This window comes from Candidatus Melainabacteria bacterium RIFOXYA2_FULL_32_9, assembly GCA_001784615.1.
In the GTDB taxonomy this organism is placed as follows: Bacteria; Cyanobacteriota; Vampirovibrionia; order Gastranaerophilales; family UBA9579; genus UBA9579.
Map to the genome: position 1 here is coordinate 1 of MFRQ01000169.1, position 20,513 is coordinate 20,513.

Genomic DNA, 20,513 nt, shown 5'->3' on the forward strand with positions numbered 1-20,513 from the left:
ATAACTATTTTCTATAAATTTTCTCTAAATCAAATTTATTATCGTTTATATAGTTATAAACGCTTTGCTCATGCTCTGTTAGAATTTCAAACTCTTCAATAACTACCGCTGTTCCCATCATGCCCACTAAAAACATATGATTTGAATTACCTAACTCTGCATAATTAATATCACATTTAATAACTGCATTTGCATCATGCCTGAGAGTCTCTTTTTTTAAAGACAGAAGGCATGATCTTTCTCCAAGACTCAATTTATATTCGAAATCATTGGTAAGACCGTTCCAAATATTTTTATCATTGCTAAATTCCCTAATAGTTTCAATTTTAACAATTGATTGGGAGCTAACTATTCCGTAATATTTTACTATTGTTAAATTTAATGGATTTTCTACTGATAAAACAGGAATATTATTTATATAAGTCTCAAATCTATTTTTTAAAGTCTTTAATTTATCTGAAGCCTTATTTTTTTGTTCCTGAATACACTTTTCACAAAATACATTAGAATTATTGAGCTTTAATAAAACTCGCTCAAATTCATTTAATCTCTTTATATTTGAGGAAAAAACGCCTTTATTCAAACTAATTTTGCAGCCAGCACAAAAAATCTGTTCTGCATAATTTTGAGCATTTGAGCAATAAGGGCATGGTTTATCAGGATGAAGAAGCGGGCTATTGCAATTTGGACAATATTCATAGTCGCTACTTAACTCTACTAATCCTTTACCACATCTTATGCAAAATCTGGAATTAGGTGAGTTACTCGCTCCACAATTTTTACACTGCATAAATAAATCCCTATTATGCATCACTTAAATAATAAAATACTAACTATCCAGAAAGATCAAAATAGCCACATGTTTATACTATTGCTTTGCCTCTCAAAATTATTGTACCAATCCATTAATTAGCAAATTCCAGATTCAATAAAAATTCCTTTATTTTTACTCCACCAGAAAATCCTCCAAGGCCACCATCAGAATTTATTACTCTGTGACAAGGAAAAATAACAGGAATAGGATTTTTTGAATTAGCATTACCAACAGCCCTCGAAGCATTAGGATTTCCAATATTATTAGCCAGTTGTTTATAGCTTATAGTTTTTCCATAAGGGATTTTTGCAAGTTCATTCCATACTTTTCTTTGAAATTCACTACCAATTAAAAATTCAGTTTCTATATTGAAAGTTTTTCTTTCTCTAGCAAGGTATTCTTTAATTTGTGATATTGCTTCTTTATTTGAATTAATATCTTTTTTAACCTTTAAGCTGGTCATACAGGCAACATCATTAATATTATTCTCATTTATACCTATATAAACAAGTTTTCCCTTAAAGGACGCCACAAGGAGTCTTTCTAAAAGCTCATAAGCAAACTCATTATAATAAATTAAATTCATTATCAAGACCCTAATTTTAAAATGGCGGGAATTTTCCTCTTAATCCTGGAGGTAATTTATGCATCATTTTATTAGGATTACCCTTCATAGTCTTGGTCATATCCGTCATTTTTTTCATCATTTTGCGCATATTCTCAAATTCTTTTAAGAATCTATTGATCTCATCTACAGGAATACCGCTGCCTTTAGCGATTCTTCTTTTCCTGTTTGGATTTATAATATCAGGATTACGTCTTTCACCAAGAGTCATACTATTTACACAGGCTTCAATTCTCTTGAGCTGTTTTTCTCCAACATGCGCTATCTGTTCTCTATCAGTTTTTGACATGCCTGGAATCGGCAACATTCCTAAAATTTGATCTAAAGAACCAAGCATTTTCATTTGCTTTTGAATTTTCATAAAATCTTCAAGAGAAAACTCTTTTGTTCTCATTTTTCTTTCAAGTTCTTTAGCTGACTCAACGTCAAAACTTTCCTGAGCTTTCTCAATTAAACTCAGCACATCTCCCATGCCAAGAATTCTTTGAGCCATTCTATCTGGATAAAATGGTTCTAAAGCATCAAGCTTTTCTCCCATGCCTGCGAACTTAATTGGTTTTCCAGTAGCATGGACCACACTTAAAGCTGCACCGCCTCTTGCATCACCATCAAGCTTGGTTAAAACAATACCAGTAATTCCCAATTGCTCATTAAATGTTTCAGCAACTCCAACAGCTGCCTGACCAGTCATCGAATCTATTACTAACAGCTTTTCAGCCGGAGTGAATAATCTGTCGAGAATAACAAGTTCAGCCATAAGTTCAGTATCAATTTGCAATCTGCCTGCTGTATCAACAATTACGGTGTTATGTCCATTCTCTTTTGCATAGTCTATTGCTGATGAGACAATTGAGCGAACATCAGTACTGTCTTCGACAGCATAAACAGGTGCATTAATTTGTTTTCCCAAAGATTGGAGCTGTTTTATAGCTGCCGGTCTATATACGTCAGCTGCAACTAAAAGAGGATTTCGACCATTTTTTCTAATTCTTACAGCTAATTTTGCAGCACTGGTTGTTTTACCAGACCCCTGCAAACCAAACAGCATTATAATATTTGGCTTACCTTCTGTAGAAATAGGCTTATGTTCACCACCCAAAAGCTCTACAAGTTCATCATATACAACTTTAACGAGCTGTTGACCAGGGGTAAGACTTTTTAGAACTTCCTCACCATGGGCTCTATCTTTTATTTTTGAGATAAAAGCTTTTACAATTTTTAAACTAACATCAGCCTCTAATAAAGCTCTTCTGACTTCTCTAAGAGCTTCAGTTATATTATCTTCTGTAAGCGTTCCTTGTCCTGACGCATTTTTTACAGCTTCTTGCAAGCGATCTGATAAGGCTTCAAACATATTATATACTCCGGTATTATTTTATTTCTCAAATAAGGCATTAACAAAATCATTAGGATTAAAGTCTTTTAAGTCTTCAAGTTTCTCTCCAACTCCAATTAACTTAACTGGTAGACTAAATTCTTTAGCAATGGCTATAACTATACCACCTTTTGCAGTTCCGTCCAATTTTGTAAGCGCTACAGAAGTTAATTGAACAGCTTCATTAAATACTTCTGCCTGCTTTAATCCATTTTGTCCTGTAGTAGCATCCAAAACCAATAAAGACTCGGATAAACATTCAGGCGCCTCTCTATCTATGACTCTTTTTATTTTATTTAGTTCTTCCATTAAGTTAAATTTATTTTGCAATCTTCCTGCTGTATCAATCAACAATATATCAGCATTTTGCTCTTTAGCCTGATTAATTGCATCAAATACAACAGAAGCCGGATCAGCACCATCACGTCTAACTATTTCTGCTCCTGCTCTATTAGTCCATATTTCAAGTTGATCTTCAGCAGCAGCTCTAAAAGTATCTCCAGCAGCAACAATAACTTTCTTACCCTGCATATTAAATCTATATGCTAATTTACCAATAAGAGTTGTCTTTCCTGCTCCATTAACTCCGGTTATAAGGAATATATTTAATTGATTATTCTTAATATTGAGACTATTAGAATTGGTGGTACCAAGAACCTGCGTAAATTCGTTTCTCAAAAACTCTCCAATTCTGTCAGGTCTGATTTTATTTTTATTCGCTCTTAATTTTTCAATAATATCAACACTAGTATCAATACCTAAATCAGCTTTTATAAGTGCTTCTTCCATTTCATCTAATAAATCATCATCAATTTCCTGTTTACCCTGTGTTAAAGATAAAACATTATCAACCAGGGACTCGCTAGTTTTTGAAATAGCCTGTTTTAGGTTTGAAAAAGAGATACCGAATAAATTTCTCTTTGTTTCATTATTTTCAATTGGGTCAGAATGTGCTTGAATACCCTGCTCCGCATTTACCTGTTCAGTAACTTCAGAAACATTAGTATCCTGCTTCTCCTTATTTTCTCCTTGTCCAACAAACTTCTTAAATATATCAAATACCATAAAATATCCCTAATTATTAACTTTAATAGTACTCTAACGTAAACTTATAGCTTTTAACTGAGTCTAATTACTTAAAGTCTTTAGCCGTTGACTTAAGTTGAGTGATAGATATCACCTAACTTTTTTGGCCGTATAATTTATTTTCCTCAACTACCTGCCTTAAAATACCATTTATAAAGCTTGAACTTTCTTCTGTGCTATATTTTTTAGCAAGTTCAACAGCCTCATCAATGGATACACTTAACGGTATATCAGCGAAATATAATAATTCAACTATAGCAATCCTTAAAATATCTCTGTCTATTCTAACTAATCTCTCAATATTCCAGCCTTTTGCACATTTGCTTATCTGGTCATCTACTTCTTTCTTATTTTCAACATAAATTTTCACTAGTCTTATTATGTATTCTTTAACTTCTTCCTGGTTAGCCAAAGAAGATAATTCTACTATTTCTGTCGCTGAGAAAGTTTTATCTATCGCATCAATTACTGTATCAATTCTTCCTACCATATCAGAAGTTAAAGGAATTGGAACAGGAAGCACAGGAGCTTCAACTGGACGTTTTATATTTTCCTGATGATCAATTTCATAGTTTTCTATAAACTCTCTTGTATCAAAGAGCGCACTTAACGTTTTTTTTAACTCATTTTCTGCATTATTCACAAGTGTTCTAACAGATAAAACGACTATTTCTTCTAACTCTTTATCTTTTAAGGTTTCAATATCCTTGCTTAATTGAGAAAATGCCAAAAGGGCCAATTCTCTAGCAGCTCTTCTAGCTTTCACCTGATCTTACCTCTTTACATAAATACTACCTAACTTCTGTTATTAAGACATAAATAAGATATTTTTTAAAGTGATAATATTCAAACCAATATTACTATACAGTTGTACAAATTTATTAAATGCTATTTTCTATAATTACGGTTGAAAGTAAGTAAAATAACTAAGATAAATAAACAGCTACAATAAAATAATGACACATTTTGAAAATTAAATTTATACATTTATCCGGTCTTTAAAAATAAATTTAACAATTTTATCGGCTATTAATGTAATTTTTGAAGTAGAGTGCTAGCCACATTTGTTAATACTAAAAATTATCTTGCTGTAGCTGGTTAATCACCGAATTGACTAATATAATTCTTAAAAAATAAGGAGTTTAAAATGAATAAAATCAAGGTTCTAATTGCAATAGATGAACCTAACTTAGCAAAAATAATTGTCCATACAGCCTGTAATATTATTGATAAAAATAATTCAGAAATCACTCTATTGAATGTACTTGAAACCTCAGTTGCAGAAGAATATTATTTCATAAATTCTCCTCAAAAATTCATTGAACACGAAGCAGAAAAAGCAGACTTTGCTTATATCGAAAATTATCTTGAACAAGAAGGCTATAATTATAAAGGTTTCTTGTATAAAGAGGGAAACGCAGGAGACAATATATTAAATCTAGCTAAACAAGAGAACTATGATTTAATAGTATTAGGTTCACATAATAAACATACAGTACAAAGATTCTTTCTAGGGAGTGTAAGTTATAAAGTTTCAAGACTGAGTAAAGCTTCTGTTCTTGTAATTAAGCCTACAGAGTTATCAAATATTGAAGATGGAGAAAATTATTCAGTACTATTTGCAGCAGATAGCTCAGAATACTCGGAATATGCATCTAACAATGTAGGTAAATTCCTTGATAAAAAAAGAGCCATCATTAATATATTAAATGTAACTACACCAATTCAAGAAGTTATTCCAACAGATGCTTACATTTACACTGATATTTCAAGAATAATAGAAGAGTCAGAGCTAGTATCCAAAGAAATTATTAGAGGAACAGCTATAAATATTGCAAAACAAGCATTAACAATAGGTAAAAAATATCATATAAGTGGAAATACTGCTTCAACCATAATTAGTGAAGCAAAAAAAAATAATTCAAAACTAATAGTTGTAGGAGCACACGGGAAAACCAATATATCAGATTGGCTCATAGGAAGTGTTAGTTCAAGAGTTTACGAATATTCACCAATTTCAGTATTAATAATCAAAAAATAATTACGGGGTTTCAAGTATTAATTGCCCATTTTTCTTATCTATCGTAAGTTTAAACTTTTGAATAAAATTTAAGCCTAATAAGCCAGAAATATCTTTAGATGCACCAATATCAAGAATCATCACTTCAACATTTCTAGCTACTAAACCATCAATTTCAACACTATTTAAAACAACCTTAGGAGCATTAATTCTTCCATTAGCTGTCATTACACTTACTCTAGGCAAATCACTTCTTAATAAGCCAAGATTTCTAGCTAAGTTATAAGATATTGTCGTATACGTAGCGCCAGTATCAAGAATAAAGTTTGCCCCTAACTTGCTATTAATCACTACATCCTTGACGACTAATGCTGAATTACTATCATTTATGTTCAGAACAACTCTTTTAGAAGTTTTATTATATGGAACACCAATTAATTTTAACCCCTGAACAGCTTTATAAGCAGCCTCTGAATTTGGCTCTGCATCAATTATTGCCATATATTCTGACTGAGCTTCTTTAACTTTTTTATTTTTCACAAGTGTTATTGCCAGATAATATCTAATAGTAGATTTATTAGGCTCATTCATAAGTGCTTTTCTGAAATATTGTTCTGCAAGAGGATAATTATACATATTATAAGCATCAATACCAGCCTGGAAAGCACTATTATATGCAAGACCAGGCAATTGGAATAAAAAAAACAAGCTAATAATGAATTTTACAAAAATAACATTTAAAAAATTTTTCTTCATTTTTCTTATAAAAATTGAACCTTTTATATATATTTAACGTTTAAGATTATTGGATACACTAAAATGATTAAAAGATGTTTTAAATCATTTCAAGCAAATAAATCTTCTAAAAAAGTATTTTAAATTATATACTTATTTATGAATATTTGGAATAGCAAGGAATTATCAAGTGAAACAATCAGACAAATTTAAAAAATACCTTTTTTTCATAATATTTATTCCTATACTTCTCTTTATTTTATCTATTAATTCACATGCAAGAGCTGACAATTCTTTAGATGATACATACAATGTAAATTTTCCAGCAGGAACGATGTTTAAAGGAATTTTACCCCATAATCTTTCAACTGCATATAATAATGTGAATGATAAAGTAGAATTAATTATACCCGTTGACATACAAATAGGAGATGTTATATGTATACCTAAAGATTCAAAGCTTATAGGTAGTATCATAAGGCTCGGAAGAGCTCAACAAGGAAAAAACGGTTTTTTTGAGATAGTCTTTAATTCTCTAAAATTACCTGATAACCAAGAGTTAAATATACTGGCACACGTCTGGACTAAAGACGGAACAGGCGTATTTGGCGGTGAATTCACAGATCGTGTCGGCTATAAAAAAGTTCCTCATTCAATATTGGGAATTGGTAGCGTTGTACAACTAATACCTGATGGCCCAAGAAAAATGGGAAAAGATACTGAAATACTAACAGGATCAGAATGGATACTTGTACTAGATAAAGAATTAAAAATTAATATCATTAAAGATTATTGATATATGCAGTTTGATCGTATTATGGTATCATAAGTAATTAAAAGCGAGTAATAGGTTTACCTTACTTAACTAGGTAAAAAGGAGATTCAGATGAGAAATAGAACAAAATTAGTTGCAGTAGGTATTTTAACTGGTGCATTTGTAATTAATTGTTTAACTCCTGTATTAGCACAAGGATATCAAAGTAATTATAACTATGGATCAAATTATAATCAGGGATACAATCAAGGATATAGCCAGGTAAATACTCCAACCTATCAGCCTGCATATCAACAACAAAATTACCAATCAAATTACATACCACCTTTACAAGGCAGAATAGTTTTACCAAGAGGTGCTGAGCTTAATGCTGCAATATCAAGCCCAATAAGCAGCGAATATGCTCGCACAGGTGATACAGTTACAGCTATGCTTAATGCAGATATTTCATCAGGTGGTTCAGTTATATTACCAGCAGGAACTAGAGTTGAAGGCAGAGTAGTTGACGCAGAGAAAGCTGGTAGAATGGGTAAAAACGGCAAATTAAATATACGTTTCAATACAGCAACTACACCAAATGGCAAAAGATACCCTATTTCTGGTAAAATTGCAACTGAAGATGGTACAGGTATTGTGTATGGCGGCACATCTGTGACTACATTAACAAGAGCTGCAAAAAATACAGCTATAGGAGCAGCAGGTGGTGCGATTGCAGGCGTTGCGCTGGGTGGCATTACCGGCAAGCCTGGAACAGGTGCATGGTCTGGTACAGCTATAGGAAGTGGTGCTGGCCTACTAAGTACATTTGCGACCAGAGGCATAGAAGCTGTAATACCTGGAAATACAAGAATAGACATTGTACTTGATCAGGATTTAGAAGATACAGGAAATTCATATCATTATTAATCAGATAATATCAAACTGATTAATTGCTCATATTTTCCAGATCATGCTAGACTATAGTTAATTAGCAAGTAGCCGAGAAATAGTAAGTAATTTAGCATTAAACAGGAAAAATTGATGAACACATTGGGGACGAGAGAAGAAAAATCCGAAACAGGTGATAATAACTATAGTAGTATACCAGCAGTAGTAAGGAATGAACCCAAAGAGATTTCTCTTGAAAAAGCTTTGGTCATTTCAGCTGTTGCACATCCTGCTATAATAGGCCTATTGTGGTTATTATTTAAATTACTCATACTTCTCCTGGCAATTTTAGGTATAACATTGCCATTATTTGATCGTCCACAGCCTAAAATACGAGATATAGAATTTGTTCTAGTTAATAAACCAGATCAAAAACCTTTAGATCCTAATACAAAATTTAGAGCTGACAGAAATTCAAGGGCTGGCGGAAAACATGATCCGAATAAGCCTATTTCAGAACCGGAACCAAGTGCACCTAAAAGCACTCCACAAAGTGCAAGTGCACCAAGTGCTCCACCTCAAAAGGCTATTCAACCTAGAAAATCTAGCAAATCCAGCCAACAGCAAATGGATACTCCTGTTCCTCCAAGACCTGTTCCACAGCAAAGTGCACCAAAACCTAACCTTGCACGTCCAAATATATTTTCTATACCCGTTCCAGCTGCTAAAGCGCCTAAAGCTATTTCTCCCTCCAGTGGCGGACCTGTTACCAGCGGCCCAATAGGAAGCTCTTCTCCCTCATCGTCGCCAGCACCCGTTATGTCAAGCGGTGGCACTGGCAGCTCAAGTCAAGGACGTTATAATAGTGGTCGTTCTCAGGGAAGTGGCAATGCTGGAAATCCAAGTCCTGGAAATCCTTATGGCAGTCCTGGAATTGATGCCATTAAAGAGCCGGATTTTGGTCCCTATATGAGAGAATTGCAAAGAAGAATTAAACGTAATTGGAATCCTCCAAGAGGTAATGAAAGTAAAAGAGTAGTAATACTATTTAAAGTTAGCAAAGATGGAAGATTATTATCATTAAGCGTTCTTAACTCATCAGGAAATCGAGAGACAGACCAAGCTGCAGTATCTGCAGTACAATTAACAGCGCCTTTTAAACCTTTACCTCCCGAATATAGAGAAAATTCCGTTGATATACAATTCACTTTTGATTATAACGTTTTTGGAATCAGTGGTGGCAGACATTAAAATAAGAATATAATATTAAGTAGTTAAATAAGCGAGGTAGCATAATGGAATTATTAATTCATTCACTTAAACAAGACTGGGCAATACTTTTCCCAATATTAGTATCCTCTGTTCTAGTTGTTGCAGTAGCAATTAACAGGTTTTCTTTCTATAAAGAAAATAAAAGAGATGTTGTGCAATTTATTCACAGATTACAAAAAGAACTTCAAAAAAATAACCTTGATGGAGCACAAAATCTCAGTGCTCAGCTAGGTGGAATTATAGGAGAAGTTGCAGAAGAGGGTGTACGTGTTCTTGCTGAGCAGAAAAAAGACTTTTCAAGATCATTTGATATTACTGCAAACCTTGCAACAAGAAAATTAGAAAAACATATAACAATTTTGGGAACTATCGGTGGTGTAGCGCCATTCTTAGGATTATTCGGTACAGTTGTCAGGATTTTATACACCTTCCAGGATTTAGCTGCTCAAGGTAACCAGAGTGCAGCAGTAGCTATGGGTATTGGATCTGCACTTATCGCAACAGCATTTGGTTTAGGTGTTGCTATTATTGCGGTAATTCTTTATAACTCCTTCCAGACAGTTGTTAGAAGATATGAAGATGATTTCCAACTCTTAAAACTTCTATTCCTGAGCTTTGCAGATGGTGAAGAACAAGAAGAAGCAGAAAAAGAGGCTACTATTCGCAAAATGCAACCACATCCACAATATTAATATAGGATAAATTATAAATGGGAATATCTACATCATCATACAAAAAAGAATTCAATGATATTAATATAACCCCATTAACAGACATATTTTTAGTTTTGTTAATTATTATGATGGTTATAGCACCTATGTTTCAGGCTATTGATAAAGACATTACAATGCCACAAATCAATAGTGGATTAAGTGTTGATGAAAATAAGGTAACTGTAGCCATCACAAAAAATGCTCAGTTTTTTATAGACGGCAATGCTATCGATCCTGTTAACCTGGAAGCTGAATTAACTAAACTTGTAAATAAAGCAAAAGAAAAAAATGTTGTGGTAAAAGCTGATACATCTACAAAAAATAAGGAAATAATGAAAGTCATGAGAGCAGCACAAGCTGCTGGATATGAGAAGCTGACTGTAGCAGGTGAACCACTATCTAAAAAACAGCAAAAAGAACTTCAAGGCAATGCTGCAAATAGTGAAATCCCTGTGGGTCAAGAACCAGAAACAATTGAGTAAATAATTAGATAGGTCTTATAGGTATGTCAACCTCAAAAAACAAAAAAGAATTTAATGATATTAACATTACACCTTTAACAGATATTTTTCTTGTATTGTTAATAATAATGATGGTTATAGCACCATTATTAGACCAGCAAGGATTAAATCTAATTGTTCCAAATAATCAGGAAGTCAAGGAAAAACCGAAAGAAGCTAAACTTATTACAATTGATGTTGCTGATAACGGTGCATATACTATGGATGAAAAGCCTATTACGGCTAATGAATTAATATTTGCCATTCAAGAAGCTTCAAAAGAAAAGAAAGAAGGCTTGTTAATTCAAGCAGCAAGTAATGCAACTCATGGTGCGGTTGTTACAGTTATGGATGCCGCAAGAACGGCTGGTGTAACAAACATTTCAGTTGCTGAAAAATAATTTTTAAAGATTTATAAAAGAATCCTACTCATTTGAGTAGGATTCTTTTATAAATTGATAGATTCAATTTCAGTTGAATTAAATTTCTATAGGAAGTTTTCCTCGTTGTGCATTCTCAATAGTTTCTCTTATTTCTCTATGGAGATTGGATAATTCCTTTTCTTTCCCATTTTCTTTAATCCACTTATCATAAGTCTGCTTGAATTCCTCACCGGAAAGATTTTGTTTAATCTTACCAGTTTTGCTATCTTCTAAAAGAAAATCTATAAAGCCTTTATTAAATTTAATTATTTTTTCCGTTACTGCAACTGCTGTAGTAGTAAACAGATCAATATCTTTTTCTACTTTAGATTCATAAATTTTTTCAAGCAACTTATTATTTCCAATTGATTTAACTCCAGTATTTGGCCCAAGCCCCCACTCTGTTATAGCTCTGTATGCTAGTCCAGTAGCACTATCCAAATCTTGACTAACTCCAACACTATTAGTACCATAATAGGCTTTCTCAGTTATATAACCACCATAGGCAGATACAATGTCTGCAATTACAGAATCAAATGTATATTGAGTATTTTCCCCAGGCTTAAGAGTAACTGCACCTAAAAAACCGCCTCTTGGTTCAAATGTGATTAAATCAATATCCGAAACAGGCTTATTCCAAGGCTCAAGCATTGCTTGGTTCATATTAAGATTTGATACAGCGTGTCCTAATTCATGTTTTTTAGTCCTGTCTGCAGACCACTCTGGATCATCATATTCTTTTATTAATCCAAATTTTAGTTGTAACTTAGCTTCCTGTATATCAGACTCAGTTATATATGGGATTGTTCTATCTGGTTTATCAACCATTCTCTTCCCTCTTTTCATTAAGTCAGCTAACTCTGCACCTGAAAAACCTTCTGTTGTCTCAGTAGCCAAATTAAGAATTCTTTGTTTTTCCTCTTCATTTTTAAAAGGTTTATTTTTAGCATGTATTTCCAATATTTCTCGTCTTGCTTTTTTATTCCTTGATGGATTAGGGATATTGAATTGAAGGTCAAATCTGCCCGGTCTTGTCAGTGCATCATCAAGCATATCTTTATGATTAGTAGCTGCCATTACTATTATATTGACATCACTATGATTCGATATACCGTCCATTTCTGCTAGTAATTGATCTAATGTTTGAGTTGTCTCACTTGAACCACCGGAATTATCAGATCCACGCTTTTTAGCAAAAGCATCAATCTCATCTATAAAGACAATAGCTGTTTTTTTACTATTTTTTCTAGCCTCGTTTACAGCAAGATCAAATACTTCTCTTACTCTTTGGGCGCCTACACCAACATATTTCTCAATAAATTCACTACCTGATGTAGCAACAAAAGGCACACCTGCCTCACCTGCTACAGCTTTTGCAAGTAAAGTTTTACCAGTTCCGGGAGTACCATATAGTAAAACACCTTTAGGCATATCACCACTTTGTAATTTTTTAGGATCATTCATATAATCCAATAGATCTTCTTTTATCTCTCTTTTTATTGGACCAATTCCACCTACATCTGATAGTCTGACTTTTGAATTATGGATTACTTGAAATGCACCCGATTTAGACTTTGCAAATTCGAGCAATTCAGGATATGTCTTATACACATCTTCAATATCTTTTTTATCAATGAAATCAATATAACCAGAGCCTTTATTTGCTTTATTTGCAATAGCTAATCTTAAAAGCTTCATAGCTTTATCAGGAAATTCTCCTGATACTGTTACAGTTAAATCAACTGCGGTATCTATGGCTTCATCACTAAATTTAATATGCTTTAAATCATCAGAAAGAAAATCTTTTATACATTTAGGTTCTTTGAGCATTTCTTTAGTTTCTTCAGGACTAGGAGCTGAAAGAGCAACCTTTTTAAAATGTTTTAGCCATAAATTATCTTCTGATCTACGATAAGGATTTTTTTTATCGGTATATTCTTCATAAGATTCTTCTGATGTAATACCTACAAATTTTACGTTTTCTAAGCGTGGATCTTCAAACAATATAAATGGAGGAACAGGCTTATTTATTAATGGCGGATAAACTTTTTGTTGTGCTAAAAATTCTGGAAAATCCTGTATAAATACAATTAATTTTCCTCCTCTTTTCTTAGCTTCATTCGCCTTAATTGTTAATTCTCCACGAAAATCTCTATTTTCGTTGATTAATCTACTTGTATTTAGTGCCCATACTGAAGTCTTATTTGGTGAAAAGCCCATATTCTCAAACTTTCCATCTGTCAACATTTTAGAAAAAGAGTCAATAACAAGTGAAGGTTCACTACCCTCTTTATAAACAAGATTAACTTGATGACCGCTAGCAAGGTTAAGTGCTAACAATTCAGCTGGTTTTTCATATGGTTTAGAGTCTTCTTTATTAGATTTATCACCAGTAAAAGTTATAAAGTTAGCTTTTAAATTTTCTACACTTGGTTTTGCGAGATCATTTTTATTAAATGATGAAAATTCTTCCTGCTTTTTCTCAATCTCCTTGAAAGAATTCTTATTATTCAACAATCTTACTTGTGGCCTTAAGTAGGTAACTTCAGTTAACATCATATTTTCCTTCTACACCCTAATTTGACTCTTCTTAATCACTTTTTCCAGATAATTTCAAATTTTTATTATGCATATGAACTAGGTGTATAAAATACACTAACAATAAAAAATAACACCCTTGAGTAAAAATTTTAACAAAATTTTACAATATTCTGAAAAGCAAATTTAGAGCCTATCCGACAAATAAATTTCTGTTGTACAACAATGACATTACCCTCATATTCTGACCTTTACCGTTAAAATTGGGGGATGTGGGATTAATATTGATAAGGCAAAGTTTTATTCTAAAACCCTTATTGCTGGAATATCTTTTGCCTGTAAAACATCGATAAATGAGATTCCTCCGGTAGAGACGACGTTAATGTGAGAAGCTTTATCATATTTGTAAATTGCGTTTACTGTATCTATCCCACCAACCATCGTTGAGGCATCAGTGCTAGCTATAGTTTGAGCTATTGATCTATTCCCATTCTCAAAATCTGCAATCTCAATTACCCCCACTGGACCGTTCCAGATTACTCTTCTTGCTTCATAAATCAGTTTATTAAATTCTTCAAAAGTTCTAGGACCTATATCTACAACGTGCCAGTCTTTTGGAATATTTTCTCTGGAAACGAAATTATGAGAGGCACCAGGTCTTATTTCTTCTGCTACCAGAAAATCATCGGGTAATATTATTGGATTTCTTTCCAGTTTAGATTCACACATTAGTTGTTTTGCCATTTCTACAGCTGTATCTGATATATTAGCTTTACCGATTTCATGCCCTTGAGCTTTTAAGAAAGTTAGGCCAACCTCACCTGCAACTAAAATATAATCTGCAATTTCTATGAATCTTTCTATTACAGGCATTTTAGATTCAGGATTTTTGCCTCCCATAAGTAACACAAAAGGGTGGTCAATATTTAGGATAAAGTTTACTATTTGATCTAGCTCTTTTTCCATTAATAGTCCTGCATAACTTGGAATATGATTAGTTATGGCAATATTGGAGGCATGTTCTTCATTTGCTATTCTGAAATCATCATCTACATAAATATCTGCAAGATTTGCTAAACCGTGAGCAAACCAGTCATCATTTTTGTATTCTTCTTTATGAAAACCAAGATTTTCAAGTAAAATTACATCTCCAGGATGCATATTGGAGATAGCGGTTCTGGCATCTACTCCGAATATTTCGTCTATGCTCTCTATATGGGTTTTTAATAATTTCTCAAGTTCTTCAGCTACAGGATTCATTCTGAAATCTGTAATTGTTTGTCCTTCTGGCTTGCCTAATTCTGATATCAAAATTACTTTTGCACCTTGTTCTCTTAAGTAGTTAATTGTTGGTAAAGCTGCTTTTATTCTTGAATTGTTGGATACATGGTGATCTTTTAAGGGAACATTAAAATCTTCTCTTAAAAGAACTTTCTTATCCCTTACGTCGACATCTTTTATAGTTTTCATAATTCAATCCCCTTAAGGTTTATGAGTTTAGTTATAAAACCTTAGAATAATCATTATTAGTTTAAATTTATTATTAGCTTATTTTTGAATTAATTAAATAGCCATTGGTTGAGGTTTATTTTACATATAAGGTTCTTGATTATCTTATATCAGGGTTGAAATATGAATCATTTAAAAAACTTATGCGTCTATAGAATTGAGTTTGAAAATAAGATATTAGGAGAAATGGCTGAGTGGTTTAAAGCAGTTGTCTTGAAAACAACCGTACGTTAGTAGCGTACCGTGAGTTCAAATCTCACTTTCTCCTATTTAATATCCCTCTGTGGCGCAATTGGTAGACGCGGTCGGTTCAGGTCTGGCTTGTTGAAGGTTCGACTCCTTTCAGGGGGAATTTTTTATTGCAAAATATTTATAACAAATTAATAAAATTAAACCCTGTTAGAATTTAAAACTTTTTTAGCGTATGCTAAACTTTAGCTTACAAGACTGGGATAATAAAGGTTTGTGCGTCGAGTGTAAATGTGGAAAATTATTACTAAATATATAAAAGCAGGTAAAATATCTGACTTTAAAGAATCAAGTAAGTCTATCAAGCATATCTTAAAAGGCGCTCTTGTTGATTTTAGCAGCTCTAGATTCTTTAGATGCTTTTCATACTTATCCTGGTTAATTAAAGATAGAAAAAGACAGCATAAAATAGTAGAAGCAAGCGAGCATAAGTTTGCTATTATCTATTTTTATCAAGATAAATTTAGCAAGTTGAAATTTGCACAATTTGAAAGAAGTCTAAAAAAGCAGATTTATAAGAATTATTCAGTATTCATAGCTTTAGACAATCTTAGTAATATATTGGATGAGATTTATCAGAAAAAATGTACGCATATCTGCTTTGTAGAGCAGGGAGATTTAATTTCAAATCATGCTTTGAGCTCAATTGTTTGTGCTATATCTAAATACCCCGATACAGAGTTGATATATAGTGATGAAGATATTAGAAATTTCCTGGGTTTTAGGTATAATGCTTATTTTAAGCCGCAATATGCTCCATTTTTATTGTGGAGTCATAATTATATTAATGCATTATTAACTGTAAAAGTTCAAAGTTCTATTTTTTCTAAGTTAAAAAACATAGATAAACTTTCTCAAGCTGAGTTATACAAATTTATACTTGAAATAACACGGGATAAACTTAATATACATAGGATTTCCGATATTCTGTATCATAGATCTTATGGAAATTATAGGAAATTAAAAAATACATCAACTCAAAAAATTGTTGAAGCTGAATTAATACAGAGAAATTTAAATGCCGAGATTCTCAAAAATTCTCCTAAAAGTTATAATATTCTTAAATTCAAGCCTGAAAATAATCCAAAAGTGTCTATTATAATCCCTTTTAGGGATAAAATAGATGTTCTAAAGAATTGTGTAGATAGTATAGAGCAAAAATCTACGTATAAAAATTATGAGATTATTTTAGTCAATAATAGAAGTCAAAATCAGGATACACTTGATTATTTGGAAATTATTAAGCATAAAGTTATTGATGCTGATATGGATTTTAACTTTTCAAAGCTGAATAACATGGCTGTCAATGTTGCTGAGGGAGAATATATTGTCTTACTAAACAATGATATTGAAGTTATATCTCCTGATTGGATAGAAAGCTCTCTTGGATTAGCTCAACTAGATCATGTTGGTGTGGTTGGTGCAAAATTATTATATCCTAATAATAGAATTCAGCATGTAGGCATGGTAAAAAGAAGAAATGGGGATTTATGCCACGTTAACATTAAAGTCCACTCGAGAAAAGCTGGTTATAAAAATTATAATCGTTTAATTAGAGAGTTTATGTGTCTTACAGGTGCTTGTATTATGGTGTCTAAAGCTAAATACCTGGAAGTAGGTGGGCTTAATGAAAACCTGGCTGTTGAATGTAATGATACAGATTTTTGCTTTAAGCTGTTAGAAGCTGGATATTATAATCTTTATAACCCTCATTGCATACTATATCATTTTGAATCATTATCAAGAAGAGGAGTATGTGAATCTTCGATATCTCAAGAGAAATCTTATCAAATAGAAACCTGGAAGAAGTATCTGGAGGATGATATCTTCTATAATACTAATTTTGCAGGCAGATATTTTTGCTAAATTTAGTGATATGAAGATTAATATTGGTATTTATTATTTTTTCTCATTTTCTTTTAAATTAAAAGAATTGTTGAATATTTCCAGAGTTTTGCTTCTTAATTTGGTTTCTCTAGTTTTTGCTTCTGTTTTTGAGCTGGTTCCTTCAAATTCTTTTTCAAGAGTGGCTATGTTTTCTCGGAATAAGCTTAATTCTTGAGCTTGTTCCGGGTCTATTTTTAAGAGTTCATTATATGCTATTCGATAACTCTGCGTATCGTTTAATAAAACAGCTGTGATACCTAGCCCTGTATATACTTCAGGTTCTTTAAACCCAAGACTTATAGCTCTATTAAAGTATGATTTTGCATTTTGTAAGTTAGAAGTATCACCAACCCTGGTAAATTTATCCAGATATAATTCTGCCAGAATTGCAGATTCTATACCTTGAAGCTCTGGATCGCTACTATGTCTTGGAATTGATTTTTCAAAAAACTCAATAGCAAGGTCTGGTTCATCATGCCTGAGATAGTATATTCCTAATAATCCAGGATCTGACATGCTTTGTAAGAGAGATGTTATTGAGCCGGAATAATTAGATAAACTACGAATTTGATTATTCAAATTGCTTTTAATTATATTGATTGGTGTAGCAAAATTGATATTTTGAACAGTTGCAGAGGGGAATCGTGCAGCAATTATACCTACTAATTCACCTCTATTATTGAATAATCCACCTCCACTTGATCCTGGTGAAACAGGTGCGGTAAATTGAATACAATCTGGACAGAACATTACATCAGATTTAACCTGGCTTATGATTCCATCAGAAATAGAGAATTCTAATCCTTTAGGAGTGCTTATAGCAAAGATTTCCTCTCCTGGTTCAAGTCTTTCAGAGTTTCCCATTTGTACAATAGGTAAACTTCTTTGAGGGTTTATTTTAATGAGTGCAAAATCATATAACGGGTTAACTGTGCCAATTCCTGTTACTTTGTAAGTTTTGCCATCTTGTAGTTTAACGGTAATATCTTTTTTTGCCCCTTCAATTACGTGGAAATTAGTTAATATTATTCCTGATGGATGTAAAATAATTCCGCTGCCTTGTGAGTCGTCATCAGTACGAATAACTACAGTTGCAGGAGCAGCCTGTTTATATATTTGTGTTGCTGATAGTCCTCTGGGCGGGATGTTTGGGACTTGAGCCATAATTGGGTTAGTTATGAATAAAAACATAAGTAATAAGCTTAAAGTGCTGATAATTATTCTCATTTTCTATCTCCCAAGTAGTTTCTAGGTATTAAAGCATATATAATTCTTAACTAACATCCCCACAGGTTTAAATATTTATTTTAACTATATTTATGTTGATAAATTAGATTATTTACCAACTGATTTGTGTTGTTTAAAATGATAAAATATGCAAACATTGTTTTCTGAATTATATAGTAAGGCTACTAAGAACCTATCCAATAAATAAGTTTTTCTGTCATTGCGAGGTGCTTCGCACTTTCTTTGGTCAGCAACTTTTGCAATAATACCCCGCTGTCATTGCGAGGTGACACAGTCACTCTTTTAAGTCACCGATCATTCCAATAATACGCACTGTTATTGCGAGCCATGAGTCGTGAATAACCAGCATCAATTATTCTTGCGTGGCAATCTCGAAGCATCATTTTTTGAATTCTCGGATAGGCTCTAAATAGAATTTTAAGGTGATAATTGTGCATTTTGATGTTTATATTTCCTCAAAAATTAAAGATGATTTAAAAGAAGTTGTTAATATAGCTAATAGGCAGGGCTTGAACATTGAGCTTAAAGGCTTTGTCAAAAATCGTGATTTGGATAATTTGGATGCATTATTACCTGTTTATAAAGATGCCTTAAAGGGTTTCAATGGCAAATTAGCCCTTCATGGCGCTTATCAAAAAGTTAATCCTGTATCTAAGAATCCTGAAAAAAGAGAATTTACAATTTATCGCTATAGTCAGTCGGTAGAAATTGCTATAATTCTGAATGTTAAAACTATTGTATTTCATACCGGTTATGATGCATTCAGAAGATGGCCTGAAACAGGATGGTTTATTGATGAGCAGGTTGAATTCTGGAAATCTTTTATAAAAAAACTTGATGGAACGGACATAATTATAGTTTTAGAGAATACTGATGAAAGAAAACCTGAAATACTGATTAAAATAGTTGACAGGGTAAAGTCTGAAAAGCTAAAACTTTGTATTGATACAGGTCATGTGAACCATAAAACTTATATGACTGTTAAAGAATGGATAGAAAAAGAGGGTAATAGGCTTTATCATATGCACTTACATAATAATTATAAAGTTCTTGATGATCATAATTCTTTGTTAAAAGGAACGATAGATTTTAAAGAAGTTTTTGAAACACTAAAAGAAAACAATCTTACACCAAATCTTTCCCTGGAAATTACTGATTATGAGGCTACTATGGAAAGTCTTGAATTTATGCGAGGTCAGCTATAATTTAGCATTTGCCTCGGTTGTGTTTTTTAAGATATTCCTGGTGATATTCTTCTGCCGGGTAGAATTTTCTGGCCGGGGTTATTTCTGTAACTATATCACCCTTGTATTTTTTTAATTGTTGTAATTGTTCTTTTGATGCTTTGGCTTTAGATTCTTGAATTTGATTATGAAAAAATATTGCTGATCTGTATTGTGAGCCTATATCAGGCCCCTGCACATTTAATGTGGTTGGATTATGCATATTCCAAAACACATTTAGCAGGTCATCATAAGAAATAACTGCTGGATCGTATATTATCTCTATTGATTCGGCATGACCTGTTTTACCGGAACATACATCTTCATATGTCGGATTTTCATAATCTCCGCCTGTATATCCTACTGTAGTTTCAACTACTCCATCCAGACAGCGAAATTTTTCCTCTACACCCCAAAAACATCCTGCCGCAAAAGTAGCTTTTTCCATAAAAAATCCTCCTTCTATAATTTAATTTGGTAATATCTATTACCTAACTTAGGTTAACGACTAAAGCCTTTGAAGCAGTAGGACTTAGTTTAAAGTTATCAGTTATCGTTGGAGCACTACTTTTAATCTCTTAGGGTAAATTCCCCGCAGCTCTGCTGCGTTTTGTTATAAAATAAAATAATGAGCAAATATATTCATAAAGCGCAT

Annotated in this window: 19 protein-coding genes and 2 tRNA genes; 11 read left to right on the forward strand and 10 right to left on the reverse strand. The window is 32.6% G+C overall.

The genetic code is table 11. From position 1 onward, the window contains the following. Nucleotides 1-4: 4 nt before the first annotated feature. The 5 genes from A2255_09635 to A2255_09655 form a co-directional block, all read right to left on the reverse strand. The gene (locus A2255_09635) at nucleotides 5-790 is read right to left on the reverse strand and encodes a hypothetical protein (protein ID OGI16632.1); all 786 of its coding nucleotides are present in this window, start codon (nucleotides 788-790) and stop codon (nucleotides 5-7) included. Between the two features lie 115 nt (nucleotides 791-905). Next, complete coding sequence (locus A2255_09640; GenBank protein OGI16649.1) at nucleotides 906-1,346, reverse strand: hypothetical protein; 441 nt, start codon at nucleotides 1,344-1,346, stop codon at nucleotides 906-908. A 70-nt stretch (nucleotides 1,347-1,416) separates the two neighbouring features. Then, complete coding sequence (locus A2255_09645; protein OGI16633.1) at nucleotides 1,417-2,793, reverse strand: signal recognition particle protein; 1,377 nt, start codon at nucleotides 2,791-2,793, stop codon at nucleotides 1,417-1,419. A gap of 21 nt (nucleotides 2,794-2,814) precedes the next feature. After that, a complete protein-coding gene (locus tag A2255_09650) occupies nucleotides 2,815-3,717 on the reverse strand; it encodes a signal recognition particle-docking protein FtsY (protein ID OGI16650.1) in 903 nt (300 codons plus the stop codon). Between the two features lie 277 nt (nucleotides 3,718-3,994). Next, nucleotides 3,995-4,666 carry a transcription antitermination factor NusB gene (locus A2255_09655; GenBank protein OGI16634.1) on the reverse strand — a complete coding sequence of 224 codons (672 nt, stop codon included), beginning with the start codon at nucleotides 4,664-4,666 and terminating at the stop codon, nucleotides 3,995-3,997. Between the two features lie 381 nt (nucleotides 4,667-5,047). Here A2255_09655 and A2255_09660 point away from each other — a divergent pair, with 381 nt between their 5' ends. After that, on the forward strand, nucleotides 5,048-5,941 hold the full coding sequence (locus A2255_09660; GenBank protein OGI16635.1) for a hypothetical protein: 894 nt from the start codon (nucleotides 5,048-5,050) through the stop codon (nucleotides 5,939-5,941). Here A2255_09660 and A2255_09665 read toward each other — a convergent pair whose 3' ends face one another. Continuing rightward, nucleotides 5,942-6,676: a hypothetical protein gene (locus A2255_09665; GenBank protein ID OGI16636.1), complete on the reverse strand. Its 735-nt coding sequence runs from the start codon at nucleotides 6,674-6,676 to the stop codon at nucleotides 5,942-5,944. Nucleotides 6,677-6,845: 169 nt separating this feature from the next. Between A2255_09665 and A2255_09670 the strand changes: the two genes are divergently transcribed. From A2255_09670 to A2255_09695, 6 genes are all read left to right on the forward strand, one after another. Next, the gene (locus tag A2255_09670) at nucleotides 6,846-7,451 is read left to right on the forward strand and encodes a hypothetical protein (protein ID OGI16637.1); all 606 of its coding nucleotides are present in this window, start codon (nucleotides 6,846-6,848) and stop codon (nucleotides 7,449-7,451) included. Between the two features lie 90 nt (nucleotides 7,452-7,541). Then, the gene (locus A2255_09675) at nucleotides 7,542-8,336 is read left to right on the forward strand and encodes a hypothetical protein (protein ID OGI16638.1); all 795 of its coding nucleotides are present in this window, start codon (nucleotides 7,542-7,544) and stop codon (nucleotides 8,334-8,336) included. 114 nt (nucleotides 8,337-8,450) lie between these two features. Continuing rightward, nucleotides 8,451-9,548 carry a hypothetical protein gene (locus A2255_09680; protein OGI16639.1) on the forward strand — a complete coding sequence of 366 codons (1,098 nt, stop codon included), beginning with the start codon at nucleotides 8,451-8,453 and terminating at the stop codon, nucleotides 9,546-9,548. Between the two features lie 44 nt (nucleotides 9,549-9,592). After that, nucleotides 9,593-10,261 (forward strand): hypothetical protein, encoded by a 669-nt coding sequence (locus tag A2255_09685; protein ID OGI16640.1) that lies wholly within the window; start codon nucleotides 9,593-9,595, stop codon nucleotides 10,259-10,261. Nucleotides 10,262-10,278: 17 nt separating this feature from the next. Continuing rightward, nucleotides 10,279-10,764: a hypothetical protein gene (locus tag A2255_09690; protein ID OGI16641.1), complete on the forward strand. Its 486-nt coding sequence runs from the start codon at nucleotides 10,279-10,281 to the stop codon at nucleotides 10,762-10,764. 23 nt (nucleotides 10,765-10,787) lie between these two features. Further along, nucleotides 10,788-11,183, forward strand: coding sequence for a hypothetical protein (locus tag A2255_09695; protein ID OGI16642.1), 396 nt, complete (start codon nucleotides 10,788-10,790; stop codon nucleotides 11,181-11,183). Between the two features lie 78 nt (nucleotides 11,184-11,261). Here the strand turns inward: A2255_09695 and A2255_09700 are convergent, their stop codons facing one another. Both A2255_09700 and A2255_09705 read right to left on the reverse strand, forming a co-directional pair. Further along, complete coding sequence (locus tag A2255_09700; GenBank protein ID OGI16643.1) at nucleotides 11,262-13,760, reverse strand: hypothetical protein; 2,499 nt, start codon at nucleotides 13,758-13,760, stop codon at nucleotides 11,262-11,264. A gap of 282 nt (nucleotides 13,761-14,042) precedes the next feature. Then, nucleotides 14,043-15,212 carry a phosphoglycerate kinase gene (locus A2255_09705; protein OGI16644.1) on the reverse strand — a complete coding sequence of 390 codons (1,170 nt, stop codon included), beginning with the start codon at nucleotides 15,210-15,212 and terminating at the stop codon, nucleotides 14,043-14,045. A 219-nt stretch (nucleotides 15,213-15,431) separates the two neighbouring features. On the opposite strand from A2255_09705, the gene A2255_09710 reads away from it, so the two are divergent. The 3 genes from A2255_09710 to A2255_09720 all read left to right on the forward strand — a co-directional run bounded on the left by A2255_09710 (nucleotide 15,432) and on the right by A2255_09720 (nucleotide 17,366). Beyond that, nucleotides 15,432-15,519: transfer RNA gene (locus A2255_09710), tRNA-Ser, on the forward strand. A gap of 9 nt (nucleotides 15,520-15,528) precedes the next feature. Then, a tRNA-Leu gene (locus A2255_09715) sits at nucleotides 15,529-15,602 on the forward strand. A 129-nt stretch (nucleotides 15,603-15,731) separates the two neighbouring features. Continuing rightward, the gene (locus A2255_09720; GenBank protein ID OGI16645.1) at nucleotides 15,732-17,366 is read left to right on the forward strand and encodes a hypothetical protein; all 1,635 of its coding nucleotides are present in this window, start codon (nucleotides 15,732-15,734) and stop codon (nucleotides 17,364-17,366) included. Between the two features lie 33 nt (nucleotides 17,367-17,399). Here the strand turns inward: A2255_09720 and A2255_09725 are convergent, their stop codons facing one another. Beyond that, on the reverse strand, nucleotides 17,400-18,614 hold the full coding sequence (locus A2255_09725; protein OGI16646.1) for a hypothetical protein: 1,215 nt from the start codon (nucleotides 18,612-18,614) through the stop codon (nucleotides 17,400-17,402). Between the two features lie 452 nt (nucleotides 18,615-19,066). Here A2255_09725 and A2255_09730 point away from each other — a divergent pair, with 452 nt between their 5' ends. Continuing rightward, nucleotides 19,067-19,840: a hypothetical protein gene (locus A2255_09730; GenBank protein ID OGI16647.1), complete on the forward strand. Its 774-nt coding sequence runs from the start codon at nucleotides 19,067-19,069 to the stop codon at nucleotides 19,838-19,840. A 1-nt stretch (nucleotide 19,841) separates the two neighbouring features. Here the strand turns inward: A2255_09730 and A2255_09735 are convergent, their stop codons facing one another. Continuing rightward, nucleotides 19,842-20,306, reverse strand: coding sequence for a peptide-methionine (S)-S-oxide reductase (locus A2255_09735; protein OGI16648.1), 465 nt, complete (start codon nucleotides 20,304-20,306; stop codon nucleotides 19,842-19,844). Nucleotides 20,307-20,513 lie beyond the last annotated feature (207 nt).

Excerpts from the sequence above, each read along its gene's own strand:
- A2255_09685 (OGI16640.1), top strand. The coding sequence starts at position 9,593 with ATGGAATTATTAATTCATTCACTTAAACAAGACTGGGCAATACTTTTC.
- A2255_09680 (OGI16639.1), top strand. The coding sequence starts at position 8,451 with ATGAACACATTGGGGACGAGAGAAGAAAAATCCGAAACAGGTGATAAT.
- A2255_09735 (OGI16648.1), bottom strand. The coding sequence starts at position 20,306 with ATGGAAAAAGCTACTTTTGCGGCAGGATGTTTTTGGGGTGTAGAGGAA.
- A2255_09645 (OGI16633.1), bottom strand. The coding sequence starts at position 2,793 with ATGTTTGAAGCCTTATCAGATCGCTTGCAAGAAGCTGTAAAAAATGCG.
- A2255_09675 (OGI16638.1), top strand. The coding sequence starts at position 7,542 with ATGAGAAATAGAACAAAATTAGTTGCAGTAGGTATTTTAACTGGTGCA.
- A2255_09720 (OGI16645.1), top strand. The coding sequence starts at position 15,732 with ATGTGGAAAATTATTACTAAATATATAAAAGCAGGTAAAATATCTGAC.
- A2255_09665 (OGI16636.1), bottom strand. The coding sequence starts at position 6,676 with ATGAAGAAAAATTTTTTAAATGTTATTTTTGTAAAATTCATTATTAGC.
- A2255_09695 (OGI16642.1), top strand. The coding sequence starts at position 10,788 with ATGTCAACCTCAAAAAACAAAAAAGAATTTAATGATATTAACATTACA.
- A2255_09635 (OGI16632.1), bottom strand. The coding sequence starts at position 790 with ATGCAGTGTAAAAATTGTGGAGCGAGTAACTCACCTAATTCCAGATTT.
- A2255_09660 (OGI16635.1), top strand. The coding sequence starts at position 5,048 with ATGAATAAAATCAAGGTTCTAATTGCAATAGATGAACCTAACTTAGCA.
- A2255_09705 (OGI16644.1), bottom strand. The coding sequence starts at position 15,212 with ATGAAAACTATAAAAGATGTCGACGTAAGGGATAAGAAAGTTCTTTTA.
- A2255_09700 (OGI16643.1), bottom strand. The coding sequence starts at position 13,760 with ATGTTAACTGAAGTTACCTACTTAAGGCCACAAGTAAGATTGTTGAAT.
- A2255_09690 (OGI16641.1), top strand. The coding sequence starts at position 10,279 with ATGGGAATATCTACATCATCATACAAAAAAGAATTCAATGATATTAAT.
- A2255_09725 (OGI16646.1), bottom strand. The coding sequence starts at position 18,614 with ATGAGAATAATTATCAGCACTTTAAGCTTATTACTTATGTTTTTATTC.